The sequence below is a fragment of the Paenibacillus sp. Negev47 genome (genome assembly GCF_058313655.1).
Genome location: NZ_CM177754.1, coordinates 4082504 through 4103238 on the forward strand (window position 1 = coordinate 4082504; position 20735 = coordinate 4103238).

The 20735-nt window shown below is 46.2% G+C and carries 15 protein-coding genes; 3 read left to right on the plus strand and 12 right to left on the minus strand.

The window, feature by feature from the left end; genetic code table 11:
- Positions 1-61 precede the first annotated feature (61 nt).
- The 5 genes from AC4G47_RS18130 to AC4G47_RS18150 form a co-directional block, all read right to left on the minus strand.
- On the minus strand, positions 62-2494 hold the full coding sequence (locus tag AC4G47_RS18130) for a glycogen/starch/alpha-glucan phosphorylase (RefSeq protein ID WP_491102099.1): 2433 nt from the start codon (positions 2492-2494) through the stop codon (positions 62-64).
- 314 nt (positions 2495-2808) lie between these two features.
- Entirely contained in the window at positions 2809-3912 is a 1104-nt protein-coding gene (glgD, locus tag AC4G47_RS18135) for a glucose-1-phosphate adenylyltransferase subunit GlgD (protein ID WP_458126573.1), read from the minus strand.
- A gap of 26 nt (positions 3913-3938) precedes the next feature.
- Entirely contained in the window at positions 3939-5108 is a 1170-nt protein-coding gene (locus AC4G47_RS18140) for a glucose-1-phosphate adenylyltransferase (protein WP_076217121.1), read from the minus strand.
- A 570-nt stretch (positions 5109-5678) separates the two neighbouring features.
- A complete protein-coding gene (locus tag AC4G47_RS18145) occupies positions 5679-6830 on the minus strand; it encodes an iron-containing alcohol dehydrogenase (RefSeq protein ID WP_491102100.1) in 1152 nt (383 codons plus the stop codon).
- A 244-nt stretch (positions 6831-7074) separates the two neighbouring features.
- A complete protein-coding gene (locus tag AC4G47_RS18150; protein ID WP_491102101.1) occupies positions 7075-8769 on the minus strand; it encodes a M3 family oligoendopeptidase in 1695 nt (564 codons plus the stop codon).
- Positions 8770-9374: 605 nt separating this feature from the next.
- Between AC4G47_RS18150 and AC4G47_RS18155 the strand changes: the two genes are divergently transcribed.
- Together AC4G47_RS18155 and AC4G47_RS18160 are read left to right on the plus strand one after the other, a co-directional pair.
- Positions 9375-10130, plus strand: coding sequence for a hypothetical protein (locus tag AC4G47_RS18155; protein WP_491102102.1), 756 nt, complete (start codon positions 9375-9377; stop codon positions 10128-10130).
- 120 nt (positions 10131-10250) lie between these two features.
- Positions 10251-10463 carry a cation:proton antiporter regulatory subunit gene (locus AC4G47_RS18160; RefSeq protein ID WP_336759747.1) on the plus strand — a complete coding sequence of 71 codons (213 nt, stop codon included), beginning with the start codon at positions 10251-10253 and terminating at the stop codon, positions 10461-10463.
- An 89-nt stretch (positions 10464-10552) separates the two neighbouring features.
- Here AC4G47_RS18160 and AC4G47_RS18165 read toward each other — a convergent pair whose 3' ends face one another.
- Complete coding sequence (locus AC4G47_RS18165) at positions 10553-13300, minus strand: PAS domain-containing hybrid sensor histidine kinase/response regulator (protein ID WP_491102103.1); 2748 nt, start codon at positions 13298-13300, stop codon at positions 10553-10555.
- Between the two features lie 274 nt (positions 13301-13574).
- Here AC4G47_RS18165 and AC4G47_RS18170 point away from each other — a divergent pair, with 274 nt between their 5' ends.
- Positions 13575-14399, plus strand: coding sequence for a protein-glutamine gamma-glutamyltransferase (locus AC4G47_RS18170; RefSeq protein ID WP_491102104.1), 825 nt, complete (start codon positions 13575-13577; stop codon positions 14397-14399).
- Between the two features lie 135 nt (positions 14400-14534).
- Here the strand turns inward: AC4G47_RS18170 and infC are convergent, their stop codons facing one another.
- The 6 genes from infC to AC4G47_RS18200 all read right to left on the minus strand — a co-directional run bounded on the left by infC (position 14535) and on the right by AC4G47_RS18200 (position 20685).
- Positions 14535-15026, minus strand: coding sequence for a translation initiation factor IF-3 (infC, locus tag AC4G47_RS18175; protein WP_458126567.1), 492 nt, complete (start codon positions 15024-15026; stop codon positions 14535-14537).
- 119 nt (positions 15027-15145) lie between these two features.
- Positions 15146-16078: a manganese-dependent inorganic pyrophosphatase gene (locus AC4G47_RS18180; RefSeq protein ID WP_491102105.1), complete on the minus strand. Its 933-nt coding sequence runs from the start codon at positions 16076-16078 to the stop codon at positions 15146-15148.
- Between the two features lie 169 nt (positions 16079-16247).
- Positions 16248-16571, minus strand: a complete 324-nt coding sequence (locus AC4G47_RS18185; RefSeq protein ID WP_491102106.1) for a (2Fe-2S) ferredoxin domain-containing protein — start codon at positions 16569-16571, stop codon at positions 16248-16250.
- A gap of 101 nt (positions 16572-16672) precedes the next feature.
- On the minus strand, positions 16673-17419 hold the full coding sequence (locus tag AC4G47_RS18190; protein ID WP_491102107.1) for a metallophosphoesterase family protein: 747 nt from the start codon (positions 17417-17419) through the stop codon (positions 16673-16675).
- A 98-nt stretch (positions 17420-17517) separates the two neighbouring features.
- On the minus strand, positions 17518-18525 hold the full coding sequence (locus tag AC4G47_RS18195) for an LLM class flavin-dependent oxidoreductase (RefSeq protein ID WP_491102108.1): 1008 nt from the start codon (positions 18523-18525) through the stop codon (positions 17518-17520).
- Positions 18526-18747: 222 nt separating this feature from the next.
- Positions 18748-20685: an LTA synthase family protein gene (locus AC4G47_RS18200; protein ID WP_491102109.1), complete on the minus strand. Its 1938-nt coding sequence runs from the start codon at positions 20683-20685 to the stop codon at positions 18748-18750.
- Positions 20686-20735: the final 50 nt, after the last annotated feature.

Consider the following 20735-nt stretch of genomic DNA (forward strand, 5'->3'; position numbering starts at 1 on the left):
TGATTAACCAGCAGAGATGGCTCTTGTGAACAAGGGGACCTGTTTGTCTAACACTCTATTCTTAACCCTTCCAGTTCCCGGACACCGGATGAATTCCCCAGATATCCGTAGCATACTCACTAATCGTACGATCACTGGAGAATATGCCGGAATGCGCCGTGTTCAATATTGCTTTCCGAGTCCAGCCCGGAATATCCCGATAAGCCTTGTCAATGGCAGCATGCGCGTCTGCATAAGCAGCAAAATCACGCAATACAAAGTATTCGTCACCATGAGCCAGCAGCGAGTCATAGATATCCCAGAACTCCCCATCTCGATAACAGAATGCACCTGGATGCACCAATTGCTCCACGACCTCGCGAATCCGTTCATCGTGCTGCACAATTTCATTCGGACGGTAGCTGCCGGAACGATAATACTCAAGCACTTCGTCTGCACGCAGACCATAGATGAACATATTCTCTTCTCCAACCTGCTCTGCCATCTCCACGTTGGCTCCATCCATCGTGCCAATTGTTAAGGCTCCGTTCATCATAAACTTCATGTTGCCCGTACCTGAAGCTTCCTTGCCTGCGGTTGAGATCTGTTCACTAACATCCGCAGCCGGAATGATTTTCTCTGCAAGTGAGACGGAGTAGTTCTCAAGGAAAAATACCTTCAAGCGGTCATTCACGGCCGCATCCCGATTCACCGTGTCAGCCACGGTGTTAATCAGCTTGATGATTTTCTTGGCAAAATAGTAACTCGGCGCTGCCTTCGCGCCAAATATAAACGTACGTGGCACCATATCAAACGAAGTATCATGCTTAAGCCGGTTATACAAATTCATGACATGCAGAATGTTCAACAGTTGCCGTTTGTACCCATGCAGCCTCTTCACCTGTACATCAAAGATGGAGTCCGGGTTCACTGCGGTTCCGGTATGATCCAGAATATACGCAGCAAGACGCTCTTTGTTATCCCGCTTAATCGAACGGAACTGCTCCTGGAATGATGTATTATCCGCAAAACCTGCCAGTTGGTCCAGCTTGCCCGGCTCCGTTATCCATTCGTTCCCTATCGTATCCGTAATCAGATCCGACAGTTTCGGATTGGCATGCATCAACCAGCGGCGATGGGTAATGCCGTTCGTTTTATTATTGAAACGCTCTGGATACAGTTCATAGAACGGAGCCATCTCGCGCTCTTTCAAAATCTCGGTATGCAATGCAGCGACACCATTCACGCTATGACTGCCTACAATCGCCAGATGGGCCATCCGCACCTGATCGTTCGCAATAATCGCCAGATGTTGAATGCGATCCTGATCTCCCGGATACATATCCAGCAGCATGCCACAGAAACGTTTGTTGATCTCTTCAATAATCATATAGATCCGTGGGAGCAGCTTGCTAATCATCGCTACTGGCCATTTTTCAAGCGCCTCGCTAAGCGTCGTATGATTGGTATACGATACGGTTCTAGTCGTGATATCCCATGCTTCATCCCAGCCATAACCCTTCACATCAATCAGGATGCGCATCAGTTCGGGAATAACCAAAGTTGGATGCGTATCGTTGATGTGGAAAGCCACTTTATCCGGCAAACGATCATACGGCAGCTCCAGCTTGTTGAATGTACGCAACGCACTTTGTACGCCTGCCGAACACATGAAGTATTGCTGCTTCAATCGCAGCAGCTTTCCTTCGTACTGGGAATCATCCGGATACAGGAATTCCGAGATCGATTCGACCGAACGGCTGTAATCCAGATAGCCGTAATAGTTCGAAGGGGTGTCGAGTGAAGTCTCGCGCTTCGGCTCGGCACTCCATAGCCGCAATGTATTTACATGAGTCTGACCATAACCGATGACAGGCACGTCATAGGGAATGGCTACAACCGATTCGGCATCTTTTGTAACAAACTGATAATGTCCATCCTGTTCGTGAGCTTCTACACGACCCCAGAACTGCACTTCCACCTTTTTGTCCGGACGACGTACTTCCCATTCGTTGCCTTTATCCAGCCAGTTGTCAGGTAACTCCACCTGATTGCCATTGATGATTTTTTGTTCAAACAACCCATATTTGTACCGTATACCGCAGCCATGTCCTGCATATCCGAGTGATGCGAGTGAATCCAGGAAACAGGCAGCGAGTCGTCCCAGACCTCCGTTACCCAGTCCTGCATCCGCCTCCTGTTCTTCCACCTCTTCCAATGAGAAGCCCAGCTCAGCCAAACTGTCACGGACCAATTCCAATTCATTCACATTCAGCAGATTGTTGCCGAGCAGACGTCCAATCAGGAATTCCAGCGAGAAGTAATAGACCTGTTTATCCTGGCGCTGCTTAAACCCCTGATTCGACGCTGCCCAATCCTGACCTGCATATTCACGAATCATGCTTCCCAGTACGTGGTACACGTCTTCCTCTGTTGCTTCTTCAATCGGTTTGCCCAATTTGCTGACCAGATTCCGTGTAAAGATACTCTTGAACGTTTCTTTATTGTCAAACAAAAGTAGGTTCCTCCCGGGGAAATCCTGCAGGACGGTGGCGGTTCATACACTCAACATTTTGGTTTGAGCATGCGCCCGTTACGGTTACGAATCGTTCTTTTGATCGCTGTTATCCCTGTATTTTCTTGAATTTATTATTTAGATGTGGAAATACAGGGATAAAGGCGACCGCTACGCTTCTTCAGAATCGATTTCGTCCCCTTCACTTACTGCTACGCTCTTTACCAAACAACTTTCGTCTACGAACCTTAAGTCCATCCTACAGGATTTTTATTTTATATATTTTTATAGAAGATATCGGTTACGTGTGGGCTTTAGATAATAGTGCTTTTCGCCAAAATGTATGGATTCGACGGGTCACCGATCAGTGTCTGCCCTCCGGTCAGCTTCACGTCTTTATCGAGAATGACGTTCTCAAGTACGGTCCCTTCACCAATGTAGCATTTCTGCATGATGATCGAACCCTTAATTTTGGCACCTTTAGCCACCTGTACACCACGGAACAGAATACTGTCTTCCACCTCTCCACCTACAATGCAGCCATTCGCAAGCAGTGAATGTTTAACATCGGCGGTATCCAGGTATTTGGCAGGCGCTTCGTATTTAATTTTCGTCTGGATCGGATCTTCCTTGAACAGTTGTTCATACTGCCCTGTGTTCAACAGATCCATACTGTTGCGATAATAACTGTCAATGGAATTGATGACCGCGTGATAGCCATCATATGCATACGCAGCGATATTCAATCCATCTGGATTTTTTTGGATAACGTCTCGGAAGAAATGGCTCTCGCCGTGATCGATGCATCGCTGCACCTGGCGCAGGAACAATTCCTTTTCCATGATGAAAATTTCTGTATATATATTCGGGTGGTTAGCGCTTTGGTGAATGTCCACCACGTTACCGTCCCCGTCATGGTCAACCTTGACACAGGCGTCATGCTCAGGCAGCAGCTGATCCACTTTTTTGCAGACCAGTGTAACGTCCGCTCCTTTGTTGATGTGATATCTGTAGACATCCTGGAGGTCTGCTTTGGTCACATGGCGACTGCCCGCATGCACAACATATTGCCCTGCACCTCTGTGGAAGAAGTCCAGATTGTTATGAAAATGCTGCAAGTCCCCCTGTGATGTATCTGTTGGATCGTTCCAGTCCGGTGGCAGAATAAACATGCCTCCATGCTTGCGATCCAAATCCCACGGCTTGCCGTCACCGAGATGGTCCATCAGCGAGCGATACTTACGACGGACAAACACCCCTATACTCTCAATTCCGGCATTCATCATATTAGATAGAACAAAATCGATCAGACGGTAACGCCCGGCATAAGGTACCGCGGCTCCGCAGCGAAAGTACGTCAATTCCTTCAATTCCTCAAGTTCATGGTCAAGGTTAATAACTCCGATCAATGATTTCATCGCATGCACCGTCCTTTTGGCTTCAATTAGGCCTTGCTGGTTATTCCTTGGCGAAGCTGACGCTCCAGTTCTTCCTGATCGACGAGTAATATATCACTCTCATCTCCCGGTGCAGGCGAAATCTGTGTTCCATCCGGAATAACCAATCCTTCTGCAATGATTGCTCGATGAATACGCACATTTTGCCCGATCTTCACCCTTGGCATGATGACAGAATCTATAACGGCGCTGTTCTCCCCAACCTCAATTCCGTAGAACAGAACAGAATGATTGACCTCTCCATGCACCACACTGCCCTCACTAATAATACAATTCCGCACCTTGGCCGAAGGCGAGATGTATTGTGCAGGTTGGTTCGGATTACGTGTAAAGATACGCCAGTCCGGATCATTCAGATTAAACGGGGTGTCTTCGTCCAACAGATCCATATTGGATTCCCATAGACTGCGAATGGTACCTACATCTTTCCAATACCCTTCGAACGGATACGCGTATAAGGATTTTTCATTTTCAAGCAACAACGGAATGATATCTTTACCAAAATCATAAGAGGTGGATGCCTGTTGTTCATCCTGAATCAGGAAACGTTTCAGTACATCCCACTTGAAGAGATAGATACCCATGGAAGCTAGTGTGCTCTTGGGCTCAGGAGGTTTTTCTTCGAATTCATAAATGCTATAGTCATCGTTGGTGTTCAGCACCCCGAACCGGCTGGCTTCTTCCAATGAGACATCAATGACGGATATCGTGCAGTCCGCGTCTTTTTCTTTATGGTACTGAAGCATCTTTTCGTAATCCATTTTATAGATATGATCCCCTGACAGAATGAGCACATGCTCGGGATCGAATTGTTCAATAAAATTCAGGTTGCGGAAGATCGCATCCGCTGTGCCCCGGTACCAGTTGCTTCCGTCTTCACGTTCATGAGGAGGAAGTACGTATACCCCGCCGTTTTTACGGTCCAGATCCCAGTCACTGCCAATGCCTATGTAAGAATGCAGGACAAGTGGTTCATACTGGGTCAACACACCCACCGTATCAATACCCGAATTGGAGCAGTTACTCAGTGGAAAGTCAATGATTCGGTATGTTCCTCCAAAATATACAGCTGGCTTCGCCAGTGATTTGGTCAATCCTTTTAACCTCTTCCCTTGCCCTCCGGCAAGTAGCATTGCTACAACTTCTTTTTTCGCCATCATCACAGCCTCCTCCACGTGCATTCGTTCTGATTCATTTCAGAGCCCATAATCGATATTCTGTTGTGTGGACACTGTTGTCATGATTAGGAGCATGCTGTACAGATGTGTACCCGGTATTATTCTTATTGCAGTTGAACTTTTGGATTGTGAAGCCTGAAATAGAGATGATGCTGTGTAGAATTGCCTTGACTGTCTTACTGAGGTGAAAGTTGGATGCAGTACTTAAGGTGTAGCTCGTGAACAATGTAATAGACATCTCCTATTTACATTAAACACGAAACGGACTGGGGAATCTTGCTGGAAAACTTCGACATCAAATTAAGGTTCAGATTACCCTTACTTGTGTCGCTGCTATTCATAATGTATTCGATAAAAGGGAATGAAACTCCTTTAGTTTTTGTGTAATCACCAAGTGGAAAAATAAGTAAAAAAGGATCCATACATGACAAAAAAGCCGACTTTCGATTCCGGCTCATTTTGTCTGTCTATTTTATGGACCCTGCTTGGCCATCGACTCTAGCTTTAGCAGGATCATATTGTACTTTGGTGTGTCCGTTCTGAAATGGTCTATATTATTTTACGGAATAACTCCATCACTTCATCCTTCGATGGTTGATAGGGGTTGCCTGGTGCACAGGCATCTTTCATCGCGTTATCGGCAAGTAGTTCCACATCAGGATCTTTCACGCCCAGTTCGGACAGTTTCTCGGGGATGCCTACTTCCTTCGATAGCTGACGTATAGCCTCAATAACATAATCCGAACACTCCTCATCACTTCTACCCTTCACATCCATACCAATTGCTTTGGCAATATGACGGAATTTGCCGGGTACATGCTTGGCATTCAGCTCCTCCACATAGGGGAGCAACATGGCATTGCACACACCATGCGGCAGATCATACACGCCACCCAATTGATGCGCCATCGCATGCACATAACCAAGGCCCGCATTATTAAAAGCAATCCCGCCAAGGAAACACGCGTACGTCATATGTTCCCGCGCTTCCAGATCGCTGCCGTCTCTCACGGCTCTTGGCAAATATTCAAAGATCAATTCAACAGCTGCTGCAGCTGTCGCACTTGTCACTGTAAATCCGCCCGGCGTAACCATCGCTTCCACGGCATGGGTCAACGCATCCATTCCAGTGGCCGCTGTAAGACTTGCAGGTTTGCTGAGCATCAGCTCCGGATCATTAACCGACAGGGAGACCAGACTGTTGCGGTCCACCATCACCATCTTCACTTTACGTTCCTCATCTGTAATCACGTAGTTAATTGTCACCTCGCTCGATGTGCCAGCCGTTGTGTTAAAAGCCACAAGTGGCACGGACTTATGTTTCGATTGATGCAATCCTTCATATTCACGGATATGTCCACCGTTGGTAGCTACAATGCCAATGCCTTTGGCAGCATCCTGTGGTGAACCTCCGCCTATCGATATAATGGCGTCACAGCCATGATCCTGGAATACTTGAAGTCCGTCATGTACATTCTGACACGTTGGATTGGGCTGAACCTCATCATATACTACATAGTCTAACCCTGATTTTCTTAATATAGACAGAACCTGTTCTGCAACACCTGAAGTAATCAATGGACGATCACTTACGACCAGCGCTTTGCGAATACCCATCTGTTCAATCATCTGACCTGCTTCTTGTAAACATCCTCTACCCATCAAGTTCACGGGCGGAACATAATATGCATATGTTGCCATTTGAACCAGCCTCCTGTAACCCCTGATTTACTATCTACATTGTAACTGAATCCGTTTTCAAATATAGTGAAATAAATCACAATGAGGTCTAATAAATGTTACACTGAAGCTGATTTTTACCTGTAATGAAAAAGACGACTCAGACACCCGAAGGTCTCCAAGCCGTCTTATCTATCAATTTTAAAGCTTCATCGACTATATACAACTTACGATGATACCTTCACTAAAAGCATACTTACGAAGGCTACAACGCCTTATCATTCACACCGTCAAGCCATGCTTCAATATCCCCAATTACGGAAGAGACACAACCATCCTCGAACGGAGATTTCAATCCAGCCAGTTCAACCAGTCCAGTGAAGGACAGGCTTCCCCCCGCTTTGCACAATGTCAGATAGTCGGCCCATGCGGACTTCATATCCTCGTTGCTGCGTTTCCAGAACTGGAATGCACAGATTTGAGCGAGCGTATAGTCGATGTAATAGAATGGCGATGAGAAAATGTGACCCTGCTTGTGCCAGAAGCCACCTTGCTCCAGATAAGCATTATCTTTGTAATTGATGTGCGGCAGATAGGTCTTCTCAATGTTGCGCCATGCCTGCTTACGCTCCGCTGGTGTTGCATCCGGATTCGCGTACACAAAATGCTGGAATTCATCCACGGCTACGCCATACGGAATGAACAACAGACCGGAGGACAGGTGATCGAACTTATACTTGTCCGTATCTTCCTTGAAGAACAACTGCATCCACGGCCAAGTGAAGAACTCCATGCTCATGGAATGGATCTCAGCCGATTCATACGTCGGCCAGTTGTATTCAGGCACTGCAAAATCACGGCTCTCATAGACCTGGAAAGCATGACCTGCCTCATGCGTCAATACATCGATATCACCCGAAGTACCGTTGAAGTTGGAGAAGATAAACGGCACTTTGTAATCGTTCAGGAACGTACAATATCCGCCGCCCTGTTTACCTTTTTTGCTTACCAGATCCATAAGTTCGTTTTCGGTCATCATCTGGAAAAATGCATCTGTCTCTGGCGATAATTCAGCATACATTTGTTTACCATGTTCAATAATCCAGTCCGCGTCACCCTTCGGAGTCGGGTTACCCGTCTTGAAGCTGAAGCCTTGATCGTAATAATACAATGTATCCACATCAATCCGATTACGCTGGCGCTCTCTGAGCTTGGTCGCCACAGGTACGATATAATCACGAACTTGTGCCCGGAAGTTCGCTACCATCTCTGCGTTGTAATCCGTGCGGTTCATGCGATCATAGCCGAGTTCCACATAGCTTGGATATCCCAGTTTCTTCGCGATCTGTGTACGTACTTTGACCAACTCGTCGTAAATGCGATCAAATTCAGCTTCATGCTCAGCCATGAAAGTGTATCTTGCTTCCGAAGCACGCTCACGCATGGATCGGTCCGTAGACAGTTCAAATGGATGAAGCTGTGGCAACGTACGCTCTTCACCTTCAAACGGAATCTTGGCCGAAGCGATCAACTGGTTGTATTCTGTGGAAAGTTTGTTCTCCTTCTGAAGTTCTTCGATAATCTCCGGGCTGAATGTTTTCAGAGAAAGATCCGCCAGCTGGAACAACTGTGAACCCCATTTTTGCTCTAACTCGTTGCGGAATTTGGAATTAACCAGTGCGCGGTAAAAATCCGTGATATATTCCTGCACAATTGGTGCGTTCTCATCCAGAAATTCGTTCTCCGCCTTGTAAAACTCATCATTGGTATCAATGGAATGACGAATGTAGACCAATTGGGCTTGCGTCTCAAAATCACTGCGCAGCGCGTTAATCTGATCCATGAATCCGCTCTGCTCTTCAACCGTTACCGCAGCTTCGAAACCACTCAGTAGCTCACGGAAAGATGTCTTGATGTGTTCCAGATCGGGACGTGTATACGTATACTCACCAAATTTCATTTATGTACACCCTTTCCTGTTTGGCAGAATTTCGGGGATATCCCGAGTTAAACTACCCCCTATTATACAAAAGAGTAGCTAAAAAATCCCATCTTTACGAAAAATATTTGTCCATCGGTCAAATTGTGCAACATCATTGGTTATATATATTACGTGCCAATGTAAGGTCACGTACTCAAGATGTTTTTTCACACAAATAAGCTCGCCTCGCATTAGCGAAGCCAGCTTATAGGCTTGTCTCTTCTGTTCCACATTTTAATGAATACTAGCTTTGGTCTTTGTCCATAATCCGATAGAACCAGCCCATTCCGACCATGCCCACGACCATAATAACAGCCATAATAATGATATATGTCATGAATGTAACCTCCCTGCTTCCGTATATTCATCACACTACTACTAGTGTACACTGTGAAGCTCCGTTTGAATTGACCGAACATTGACAAAAATACGAAATCTTTAATTTTAATAAATCAATTATTTCCACAATCATACTGTATCATTCTCATCTTGCTGCACTGTTAAAAGTTTCATCCGCCAACCTTACGGTGTATACTATACTTCTATGAATTGGAATTGGATTTTACGTAGAAAGGTTGAAAGACATGTCGACTCGCATCCCTTTACGTCAGCTAATGCTTACTGTTCTACTGACCCTTATGTTATCTATTTTATCTGCCTGTGCTGATGGAGAAGCCCATCTAACGGTTAATTTGGATGGTTCAACGGATCTGGATCTAGATCTCAAGGTAACCAACTCTGCACTTGGAAAGATAGGACAAGACAATCTCATGCCTCTGATCGCAGATGTATTGAATCGAAATAACTTCCAGGCAGAGGTATCGGAACAAGGGGATCAGAAGCAGCTCACCGCAACAAACCATTATGAAAAAAGCAATACGACCAGCTTTGATACGTCCAAGTTACCACAAGGCATCAAGGTCGAACAATCCACTACACCCGGCTTCTTCACTTCCAAAATGCACATCACAGCAGAAGCCGATCTGATGGAGTCCATGCCGGATGGTGAGATCAAAAATCAGATCAACAAGGTGCCCGGCTTTCTAAAGAACCTCTTGTTGAAAGATGTAAATTTTGACTTTAAGTTGTCTCTGCCCATCAAGGCAGCCGACTCCAATGCGGACCAAGTGGAGGATAGTGGAAAAACGCTCATTTGGCACGTTTCACCACTCCAGATGAATAAGCTAGATCTGACTGTACAGGTTCCCAATATCCGGAACATCATCATTATTGCAGTCCTTGGTTTATTGGTAATCGTTACGCTGCTCATCTGGATTTTCGTTCGCCGCAGACGCGCCAGACAGCCCCAAAGTGCAAGACCACATCGGGGTAAACGTTAATTCCATCACTACAATTTCATTTGTGACTTGCCAAACGGTGTTATGGATAGTAGAATACATCCGTACTGTGTGAACGGTTAGATTTTTAATTATGCAAAAGCTAAAGAGGTGACAGATTTCATGAATATCCGGGAATGCCCACTACCTGGTATCGGAGTTAAGTACCAGTTTGATACAAAGAGCGGCAATCAGTTAGTCATTATTGTACACGAAGACGGACGCCGTGAATTATTCTCCGTTGATCCGCAAGACAACGAAGAACTTACTCTGATTGCAGAATTGGAAGATGACGAATGCGTAACCCTCTCCGGGTTAATCGGAGGATGGTCCTGATTCTTGTTATCAGGAGTCTTCTTATTTATTTGAATGAATGACAAAATAACCTGCACCTTGAGTTTCTTAAGGTACAGGTTATTTTTCTGTCAGGTTACCTTCTGAGAGCGGATGTATGGAACCCATGTATTCAATACGCGGCTGATCTCCGTGGAATGGAACGGTTTGCTAATAAAGTCCTGCATTCCGCATTTCAGGCATTCCTCACGGTCACTTGCGCCTGCAAAAGCTGTAATCGCCGCAATAACCGGGATTTCCGGATGAGTCTGCCTGATTTTGCAAGTTGCTTCAATCCCATCCATAATCGGCATTTGAATATCCATAAACACCAGGTCATATTGCACCTTGTTCAATGACTCGACGGCCTGTGCACCATTTTCAACAATATCACATACCCCGCCGAATTTACGCAGCATTTCCTCCAGCAGATGACTATTGACCGCTTGATCTTCAGCAATCAAAATTTTGATGTCATGACCAAGACTGGCTCGATCCAATTGTAATTCATTATTCGTAGCTACTTTGATCGAATCACTACTTTCATCGAGCCACCGCTCAAGCACCAGAGTGAACTGAAATTCTGCACCCTCACCAATCTCACTCTGTACGCCAATCGCTCCGCCCATTAACTCCACAAGTTTTTTGCTGATCGCAAGCCCCAGACCTGTCCCGCCAAACTTGCGATTGATGGCCGGATCTAGCTGTGAGAAGGATTGGAACAGTTGATGCTGCTTATCCATTGGAATACCAATCCCTGTATCCTGAACCGTGAAGGTCAACATCAGGTGATCTTGACCATGCTCCTCTGAGAAATCAGCGCCTACCTTCACCGTAATACGGCCTTTCTCTGTGAATTTAACGGCGTTCCCCACCAGATTAATTAGAATCTGCCGTATTCGTGTCTCATCCCCTCGAACACGTTCAGGAATCTGATCCGACATTTCACAGTAGAGTTCAATATTTTTCTCTGACGCCTTAAGTGCAAACAGTTCGATCACGCCACCCAGCATGGTCTTAATTTCTACAGGCGCACGCTCCAGATCCATTTTGCCTGCTTCAATTTTGCTGAAATCCAGAATTTCATTCAAAATGTACAAAAGTGATTCACCGCTGTCTATCATGATTTCCGCAAAACCCTTCTGTTCATCATCCAGCTCCGTTTCCATTAACAGATGGGCCATGCCCATGATACCGTTCAATGGCGTACGAAGCTCATGACTCATGATGGCGAGAAACTCGGACTTCGCACGGTCTGCGTATTCTGCTGCTTCCTTGGCACGTATGATGTCCTTCACCGATGTCATATCACGGAAAACCAAAACGGCTCCACGGGTTCGCCCCTGATCCATAATCGGCTTCAATTGAAACTCAGCCAGGAAACTGGACCCATCCGGTCTCCAGAATACGGATTCAGTACGCGGCAGACTTCGTCCCTCACGTACAGCCTGCAGAATCGGTGTAGCCTTAGATGCATAAGGAATACCTTCGCTCTGCATTTGGATCATCATCTGTTCGAGCGGTTTACCATTCATCTCACTTGGACAGATGCACATCATCTCTGCGGCAGCTGGATTGGCAAAATTCATATTCCCTTCCAGGTCCAGTCCAATAACACCCTCAGACATCCCATTCAGAATCAGCGCCCTTTCATAGCTCAGATTCTCAATTTCCTCAACGTAACGCTTCGACTCTGTAATATCACTTGTGATTCCATAGATGCCAACGACTTGGTCCTCAAGTAAAATCGGAACATTGATGACACTTGTCTCTATTCGCTGACCGTTTTTGTGAATCAAACCTATCTCGTAGCTCTGTGCAGTCCCCTTTACTGTCTCCTCAAAATGATACCGGGTCTTCTCCAAATCCACAGGATCGATGAGATGATCAAAAGGTCGACTCAGCAACTCTTCCTTGGTGTGTCCTGTCAATTGTTCCTGACCCACATTGGCCTTCAGCAGATTGCCTTCCAGATCAAGAGAGGCCACGCCCAGCGGATTACAGTCGAACAATGATCTGTACTCTTGCAGGCTTAACTTTTGTTGCTGGCTGACTGTGATATCACGGGTTACGGCGACCATCTCTTTTAGGTTACCTGAATCGTCATAGACATAATGGGTAATCGTATCTGCCCATACCGTTGATCCATCCTTATGCTGAAGACGGTAACTGATTCGTTTAGGAGCCAGCCCCTGCCTCTGCTCTTCCACGTAGGTTTCAACCAAAGGCACATCCTCGGGATAGATAACGAATGTTCCCGGCTGTCCAATAACTTCTTCCGGTTCATAGCCTAGCATGCTTCTACATGCATCCGATACATACTGGAATGTACGCTGAGCATCCGCATGGTGTATGGCAATTAGATCAAGAGAAGATTCCGCCAGGAGACGAGAAATACGGCTGCTCTCCTCCAGTTGTTTGCGTTTCACAATAAGCCGTTCCTCTGCATCCTTTTGTTTTGTAATGTCAGCAGCTTGTACCAACAGGTATAACGGATTACCATTCGTTTCATCCCTCACAATGCAGGCTCTAATCGTTACCCACAATAACGAGCCGTCCTTTCGTTTCAGACGAACCTCTGTCTCGTACATCGGACGTGCTTCATCGGTCATTTCCCAGAACTTGCTGCGGAATTCTTCTATGTGCAGATCTTCTTCATAGATCATATGTATGACCGAAGTATCAATCAGTTCTTCTTCACTGTATGCGAGCATCTCACAAAATGCCGGATTAAGCTGCATCCAACGACCATTCACATGCGAAGCGACAGCAATGCCTATTGGCGCGTGCGTGTATAATTGTTCGAACAGAGACCGGCTCCCTGTAATAGATTTCGACACCACATGTCCTCCTTTATGAGAATCTGAATGTATTCCGTATGAACAGATCCACCAGTACATAACTTCATCTATAAGAGTACTACCCCAAATGCCATGATTTTTAAACGAGGTCGATTAAAATCCCCGCATGAATTCACATTTCTTAAGTAGCGCTACTGACAACTTTCACTGCAGACATACCAATTCGAACACATGACGTCATATACTACACAATACCCGTGCACTCCCGATTATACAATGTTGAAAAATTGAACATGAACGGAGGTTATGGATCATGATCATTGTCGCCAATCAACCCATCGAACTGAACCGCTCGGAATGGTCTGCTTTTGAATGGCATTGGTTACAACAACTCCAGAATCGTCCAACAAGGTACATTTATCAGTCCATGGATCATCTTCATTTTGAATGGGATCTGAGGAGCTCTCTCGTGGATGCAGCGGAAGGATTGGATCGTAGCGGGGTCAGTTTTGCATCCTTTGAAAAATCCAGATGTAATCCTGCCTACTGGAATCGTAATGCGGAGGGGGGATTCGAACTAAAGCCGAACGTGACTCCTGCCGATGGCATCCGGGATATCTGGCGGAATGGACATTTGTATGCCTTTGAATGTGCAACTGCGACAGTCATTGTGTTATATGGCGGGGTGCTGGGCAGCATTCGTGAAGATGCCTTTAACGCCTTGTTCCGTAATCTGTTACTCTTCGACTGGCATTATGACAGTGATCTGCGATTGACCGAAAAAAACGGTCGGGAAACCGCCCTTCCAGGAGATGTGCTCTATTTCAAAAACCCGGATGTCTCTCCGGAAACCCCCGAATGGCAGGGGGAAAATACGATTATGCTGCGTGAAAACTGGTATTACGGACATGGCATCGGCATTGCACGTGGCGAAGATATTATTCGTACCCTGAATCAGTTTCGTTTTCCTGGCAGCCAAGTCTCTGCTTACTTAATGGATATGGTTATCTATCCTGATTTCTACTATTTATCCCGATTCGCCAAGAACAGCCAAGCCAACATTCCCGCCGGATCTACACCTGTATTACCCGGACAGTTATATGTCCGTCTTGGAGGCAGCCGTTATTTACGGAGCTAAACGACGACGACGGGAACGGTAACCGCTCACACGCTGAATCACACGATATATCAATCCCCATGATGACAAAAAAGCCCAATGGAGCAGCAATTACCCTGCCACCTCTTTGGGCTTTTCCACATCGCTTCCGGCAATTTAGGCAATCGGGTCCAGTTGCACAACAACCTGTTTACCACTCACCTGAACCCCTGTCGATTTGCTGCCGAATTCAGCAAGCGATTTGCTCAGTTGCTCTGCCCACTCCTTGCCAGCAACTCCCTCTTTGGCTCCATGCACCTGAATGACGAGTTTTACCGAATCACCCTTCTTCAGAATGCGCTCCGCCTGAGACTGCTTCGTCTCCCGGTCATGGTCTTCCATCGCAAGGTTCAACCGAATTTCCTTTACTTTACGTTTATCGGGAGATTTACTCGCTTTTTTCTTCGCCTGCTGCGCTTCCGCTTTGGCTGCTCCAGCTCCAATCAGCTTGCATGGTGGCGGACTGGTCATCAAGGACAAGCACACCAGATCTACTTTATGCTGCTTCGCAAGTAGAAGTGCTTCCTGCGTAGACATGACACCCAAATCTTCACCGTTCAGGCCCGTAAGCTGCACTTCGGCTGCTTTGATCTTGTCATTTTTGATCATGATTCTTCCTCCTCTACATCAAAAGCCTGTCCTGACCATTTACGGATCAGAGCAGGCTAGGATGGTGTTGCTACTATTTGCAATACATATCAGCGTACGAATACGCCAATCGGCTTGATTTACAGCGTGTTGAATGCTTCAGTCAGAACCGGTACAATTTGTGATTTGCGTGATACTACGCCTTTCAAGATTGCTCTGCTGTCGGACAGCGTCACATTGTAGGCTTTCTCCACCGCTTTAGTGGATGTACCATATGCCAGGGCAACGGAATCGTTATTCAAAATGTCTGTTACAACAAATACGAACAAATCGAGACCTTTACTTGAAATAATCGCATCAATAGCTGCTTCAAGCTCAGGTTGCTTCACGAGAACATCATTCACGTCAACCGCATTAACCTGTGCAATTTCCACTTTGGACTGACCCATCACGAATTCTTTGGCATCCAGGGAGATCAGCTCAGCAATCGTTTTTTGGCTCAGATCCGCGCCGGCTTTCAACATATCCAGACCATAGCTGTCTGCATCTACACCAGCAATAGTAGCCAGTTCACGCGCAGCAGCTACATCCTGCTCTGTGCAAGTTGGAGATTTGAACAACAGGGAATCGGAGATAATGGCAGACAGCATCAGACCAGCAATCGGTGCACTCACTTCGATACCGTTTTCTTTGTACATTTTATTCAAAATGGTTGCTGTACAACCTACAGGCTCTGCACGAAAATACAGAGGTCCGCTTGTCTCAAAGTTAGCAATACGGTGATGGTCGATAACTTCAACGACAGTCACTTCCTCAATATCGCTTACACTTTGCTGACGCTCGTTGTGGTCAACCAGAATAACCTTGTTTACTTCATTGGCAGCTGTTTTAATCAGACGAGGTGCTGCGATTTTGAATTGATCCAGTGCGAACTGGGTTTCACCATTGACTTCGCCGAGACGCACAGCTTCAACGTCCTGACCCAATTTTGTTTTCAGGTCCGCATAGGCGATTGCCGAACAGATCGTATCCGTGTCGGGATTTTTGTGACCGAAGATTAACGCTTTTTCCATATTCATAGCCCTCCGTCAATTCTGATTTAGAATAATACATGTCCTATTTTTAATCATACCCTACTGATTATAGCGCTTATAAGGCTTAATTCCAATCCCTTTACAGCGAATTAATTGCAAATCATTCTCAGATCAGTCATTTTGAAAAAATAATATACGCCCTGTAATTCTAATTCACAGAGGTCTTGGCCACATTAGTAATGAGGTGCTTCTCCAATTTCTCCCCTTCACACAAGGCCTGTACGAGCGCTCTGCCTGAATCCGTTGTCATTTGGCCATACCAGTCACCCTGTGGATACACAATGGTTACACACGCATCATCACACCGACCATTACATTTGGTACGCGTCGTATGGATGAATCCTTCAGCCTGCTGCTTAAGAATCTCGTCCCGCACCGCCTGAGTTACTTCTTCTCCCCCATTACGCATGCATGTTCCACCGTTGCAGAGTAAAATGTGATGTTGCAGTTGATCCAGATTGTAGATAGCCAAACTTGGTTCATTCCCCTCAAGTCGATATGATATGTATCCTAATTATTCCATGCTACAACCTTATAAATTAGCATATGAAACCCTCATACGCAACGAAAATATTAAATCTCAGGCTCTTCCGGGTTCTGCTCTCGCTGCACAAAAAAGGTCTGTAAACTGCCATCCTCACTAATCTCCAGCAGGTTCAGCTGCGCTCCGTAGGCACAACCACCGTCAATGCCAATTTTGTCTCCGCTCGGGTCAAACCAAATGCCTGTCTGATCATGCAGATGTTTCACGGGTGTATGTCCAAATACGACGGTCTCTCTAACCCTTGTTGGTCTGGAATAGAATGATTCACGAATCCAAATAAAGTCCCGCTCGGACTGGCTTCTCCAATCCTCAATATCCGGGTTAACCCCGGCATGCACAAAAATATAACCGGGAATTTCGTACACCAGCGGAAGCTGTTCCAGAAAACGAAGATGGTGTTCATAGTGTGTACGTATCCACTGTTTGGCTTCAGTGTAAGCATTCCAGTCCATCTGCTGCTCATCATAAGTAAGATCCAGATAACTTGCTATCGTCTGTAACCCGCCATTACGAATCCAGTGTTGGTCATATTCCTCAACATCATGAGTCAATGCCTTGACCATCATGGCATCGTGATTGCCTTTGATCACAATAATATGATGCTCTTGCTGAAGCTGCATAATCTGTTCAATGACCTGTTTGCTGCTTGGACCTCGATCCACATAATCCCCCAGCAAAATCAATTCATCCTGCATCGGATTATAATCTACATGCTTAAGCAGCGCATTAAATTCATCATAACAGCCATGAATGTCACTAATCACACATCTGCGCATGTGAATCTCTCCTCTCCCTGATCACGCAAGAGTATAAACGGAACCTTGCAAGAGCAAGATTCCGGTCTGTTCAGAGTAGTTATTCTCGTTTACTCACATTAGTCCTGCTTGAGTCCAAAGGCTTCTGCAATCAGGCCGAATGAGCGCAGACGTGCTTCAAACGAATGAACCGCTGACGCGATAATCACTTCGTCTGCTTCATGACGTTCAGCCATTGCAGTAATTTTGTCTTTCACCTGATCCGGTGTACCCACAATGGAAAAAGAACGGCGCTGACGGATCTGTTCCATCTCCATCGCTGTGAATGGATAGTTGTTCACCGTCTCCAGGGATGGGAATGAGCTCTGTTCAAGACCTCTTCCCAGGCGCAAGAAGAAAAGTTCATTACTGCGTGCAAGTTCAGCGGCTTCTTCCTCTGTCTCCGCGCAGAATGCCGAGACAGCAATCATCGAATGTGGTTTATCATTCAGGATAGACGGCTTGAAATGCCTGCGGTAATGCTTCATCGCTTCTTCGCCTCCTGGAGTTCCGAAGAATTGGGCAAACGCATACGAGGTCCCTTGCGCGGCAGCAATTCTCGCACCTTCAGAGCTGGAACCCAGCAGCCAAACTTCCGGAATAGTGGGAACCGATGGTCCCGCCACAAGGGATGCGAATCGATGATCCTCAGGCAATTCTTCGTGGAAGTATCCGCCCAGATCCGCAATCTGTTGGGGGAAGAAGTGTACATTTGAAGATTTCCCCTCATTCAGCGCTCTGCTGGCAATCGGCATGCCTCCAGGCGCTCTGCCAATACCAAGGTCAATCCGTCCCGGATGAAGAGCTTCCAGCAGACGGAAATTCTCTGCAACCTTGTAGGCACTATAATGAGGCAACATCACACCGCCGGAACCTACCCGAATTCGATCTGTATGCGCGGCCACATGTGCAATCATAACCTCAGGACTGGAAAATGACAGCGCACCGCTACCGTGATGCTCCGACATCCAGAACCGGGAATACCCCAATTGATCCGCATGTTGTGCAAGTTTCACCGTTTCCTGTAACGTATCCTGTACACTTCGGCCTTCATTGATATGTCCATGTTCAAGTACACTCAATTTCATATATATTCAATCCTCTCGTCTGTTTGGTTCATGAGTACTGTGAATTACTCTTTTGCTCACTTATTTAATGCTTCCTCCATTGTAACATTAATTATTACAGTTTCAAACTTTAGTTATCCTCTTTATTACCACATCCGTACAATTAACATACAAAAAACGCCACCAGTTCTTAGACCAGTGACGTTTTTACAATACCTTATTGGAAAAATCTTAACTTATGGCTTATGGCGCACGCTTCGGTAACAACTTCACATACTCGTCAGACAGTTTCATCAGGCTGAGCACATGTTCATAATCGGAACGATAAGGTTCCAAATCCGTTACGGGTTCATATGTTTTCAGCGAGTAAGCTGTTCCATCATCAAAGCCAGCACCCGGAATAAACATAATGTCATTGTTGACGAATGAACCTGTTGGCAAGTAATAACGAATACCGAATGCATTGTGATCCATATTGAGCAGATCATGCCCGAAAGCAGTGAACTTCTCATCCTGGAGCGAGATACCCATCAGATTCATGATCGTTGGCAGCATATCCAGCTGTCCGCCAGGCTGTTCGATCAATTGCCCTTTGATCTGTTTCGGTGTGTGAATCATTAACGGGATGTTGAAACGACTTACCTTGCCGTCATAAGGGACGCCAAGATTGGCCTGAATCTGCTGTGTGATCTCTTCGTCAGCAGGCAGACCGAAGTGGTCTCCGTAGAGCACCAGCGTTGTGTTATCCCACAAACCGTTCGCCTTCAACTCATTAATGAGTTGACCGACCGCGTAGTCCGTATAGTTGATGGCTTGCAGATAATCGTGAAGCAGTTTGTTCGTGATCGTCGCGGGAATCGTAATTCGTGCCCGATCAGCAGGAACGGTAAACGGCGAGTGGCTTGATGCCGTAATGAACTGAGCATAGAACGGCTGATTCGCAGCCTGATGCGCAGTCATTTTTTCCACACCTACACGATATAACTCTTCATCCGATGGTCCAAAGTCATTGAATCTGTCGTTCTCGAAGCTGGGCTTGTCGAAGTAACGAGTGAATCCGAGTGCCGGATACATTTTGTTCCGATTCCAGAAAGTAACGTCATTCCCATGGAACGTCTCTGACTCATATCCCTTTTCCGCCAGTACCTTGGGTAGACTGGGAAGATCACGATCGCTATACCCGGCTGACATGGGAACAACGCCAGTTGGATAGATAGACGTGTTCGACATGAACTCAGCGTCTGATGTGTTTCCCTGTCCGATCTGTTGGAAAAAATGAGAGAAATAATAGCTTTCTTTGGCCAGATCATTCAGTACCGGCGTTAATTCCTGACCGTCCAATGAAGCATTAATCGGGAAATTCTGAAAGGACTCCAGTTGCAGTACAATCAGATTACTACCTTTGGCCTGACCAAAGTATTTGGCTTTCACGGCTGTACCGTCACTTGGTTTATCTTGATACGGATACTGGCTAACCAACGCATTGATCTTCGCAATCGTTTCGTTAATGTTGCCATTCGCAATGGCCTCATTTTCTTTGCTCGTTAGAATGGCAGACGAGACCTGATAGTTCAGGAAACCGAGATTCTCGGCCCGCACCAACTCGTTATCAATCGTTTCACCTTTGACAATAAAACTGCCAGACAGCACGATACAAAATGCGGCGGTAAGCGCGACGCCGAGTTTGCCCCAGTAACGTCTCCGGATTCTGCCAAACGTCAACCCGCTATCGCGATAACTGCTTCGGTTACGGCCAGCGGAACGTCTGCGCATAATCAGCCATATCGGCAATGCCAGTATAATGTCTACGAAAAACAGAAAGTGCGTCGGTCGTACAAGAGGCCCTATACTGCCCCGCACTTGAGCAACTTGCCCCAGTTCACTAAGCACAGTATAGGTGGGTACCGAACTGAAATGAACATTATACAGCGTAGCGGCGAACAAGATCAGGGAAAACAGAATATTGAATCCTCCGTAGACTGCTCGCTTCCAGGCTTTGGGCACGATCAGATCCAGCAGGCATACCACCGTTAGCGCACCCAATGCGTCAGTTAACAGACCGATACCGGATAGACCCTGGAAAAAGAAATACCGTAGAAGTGACAACTTCAACAGCATCAGGATGAATAACACGGCGAATAAGGTCCGTGATGAAGTCCGTTCATTTTTGGAATTATACATGGTCGCTTTCAACCCTTACCCTGAAATTTTACGTTCATTTTACAAAACGT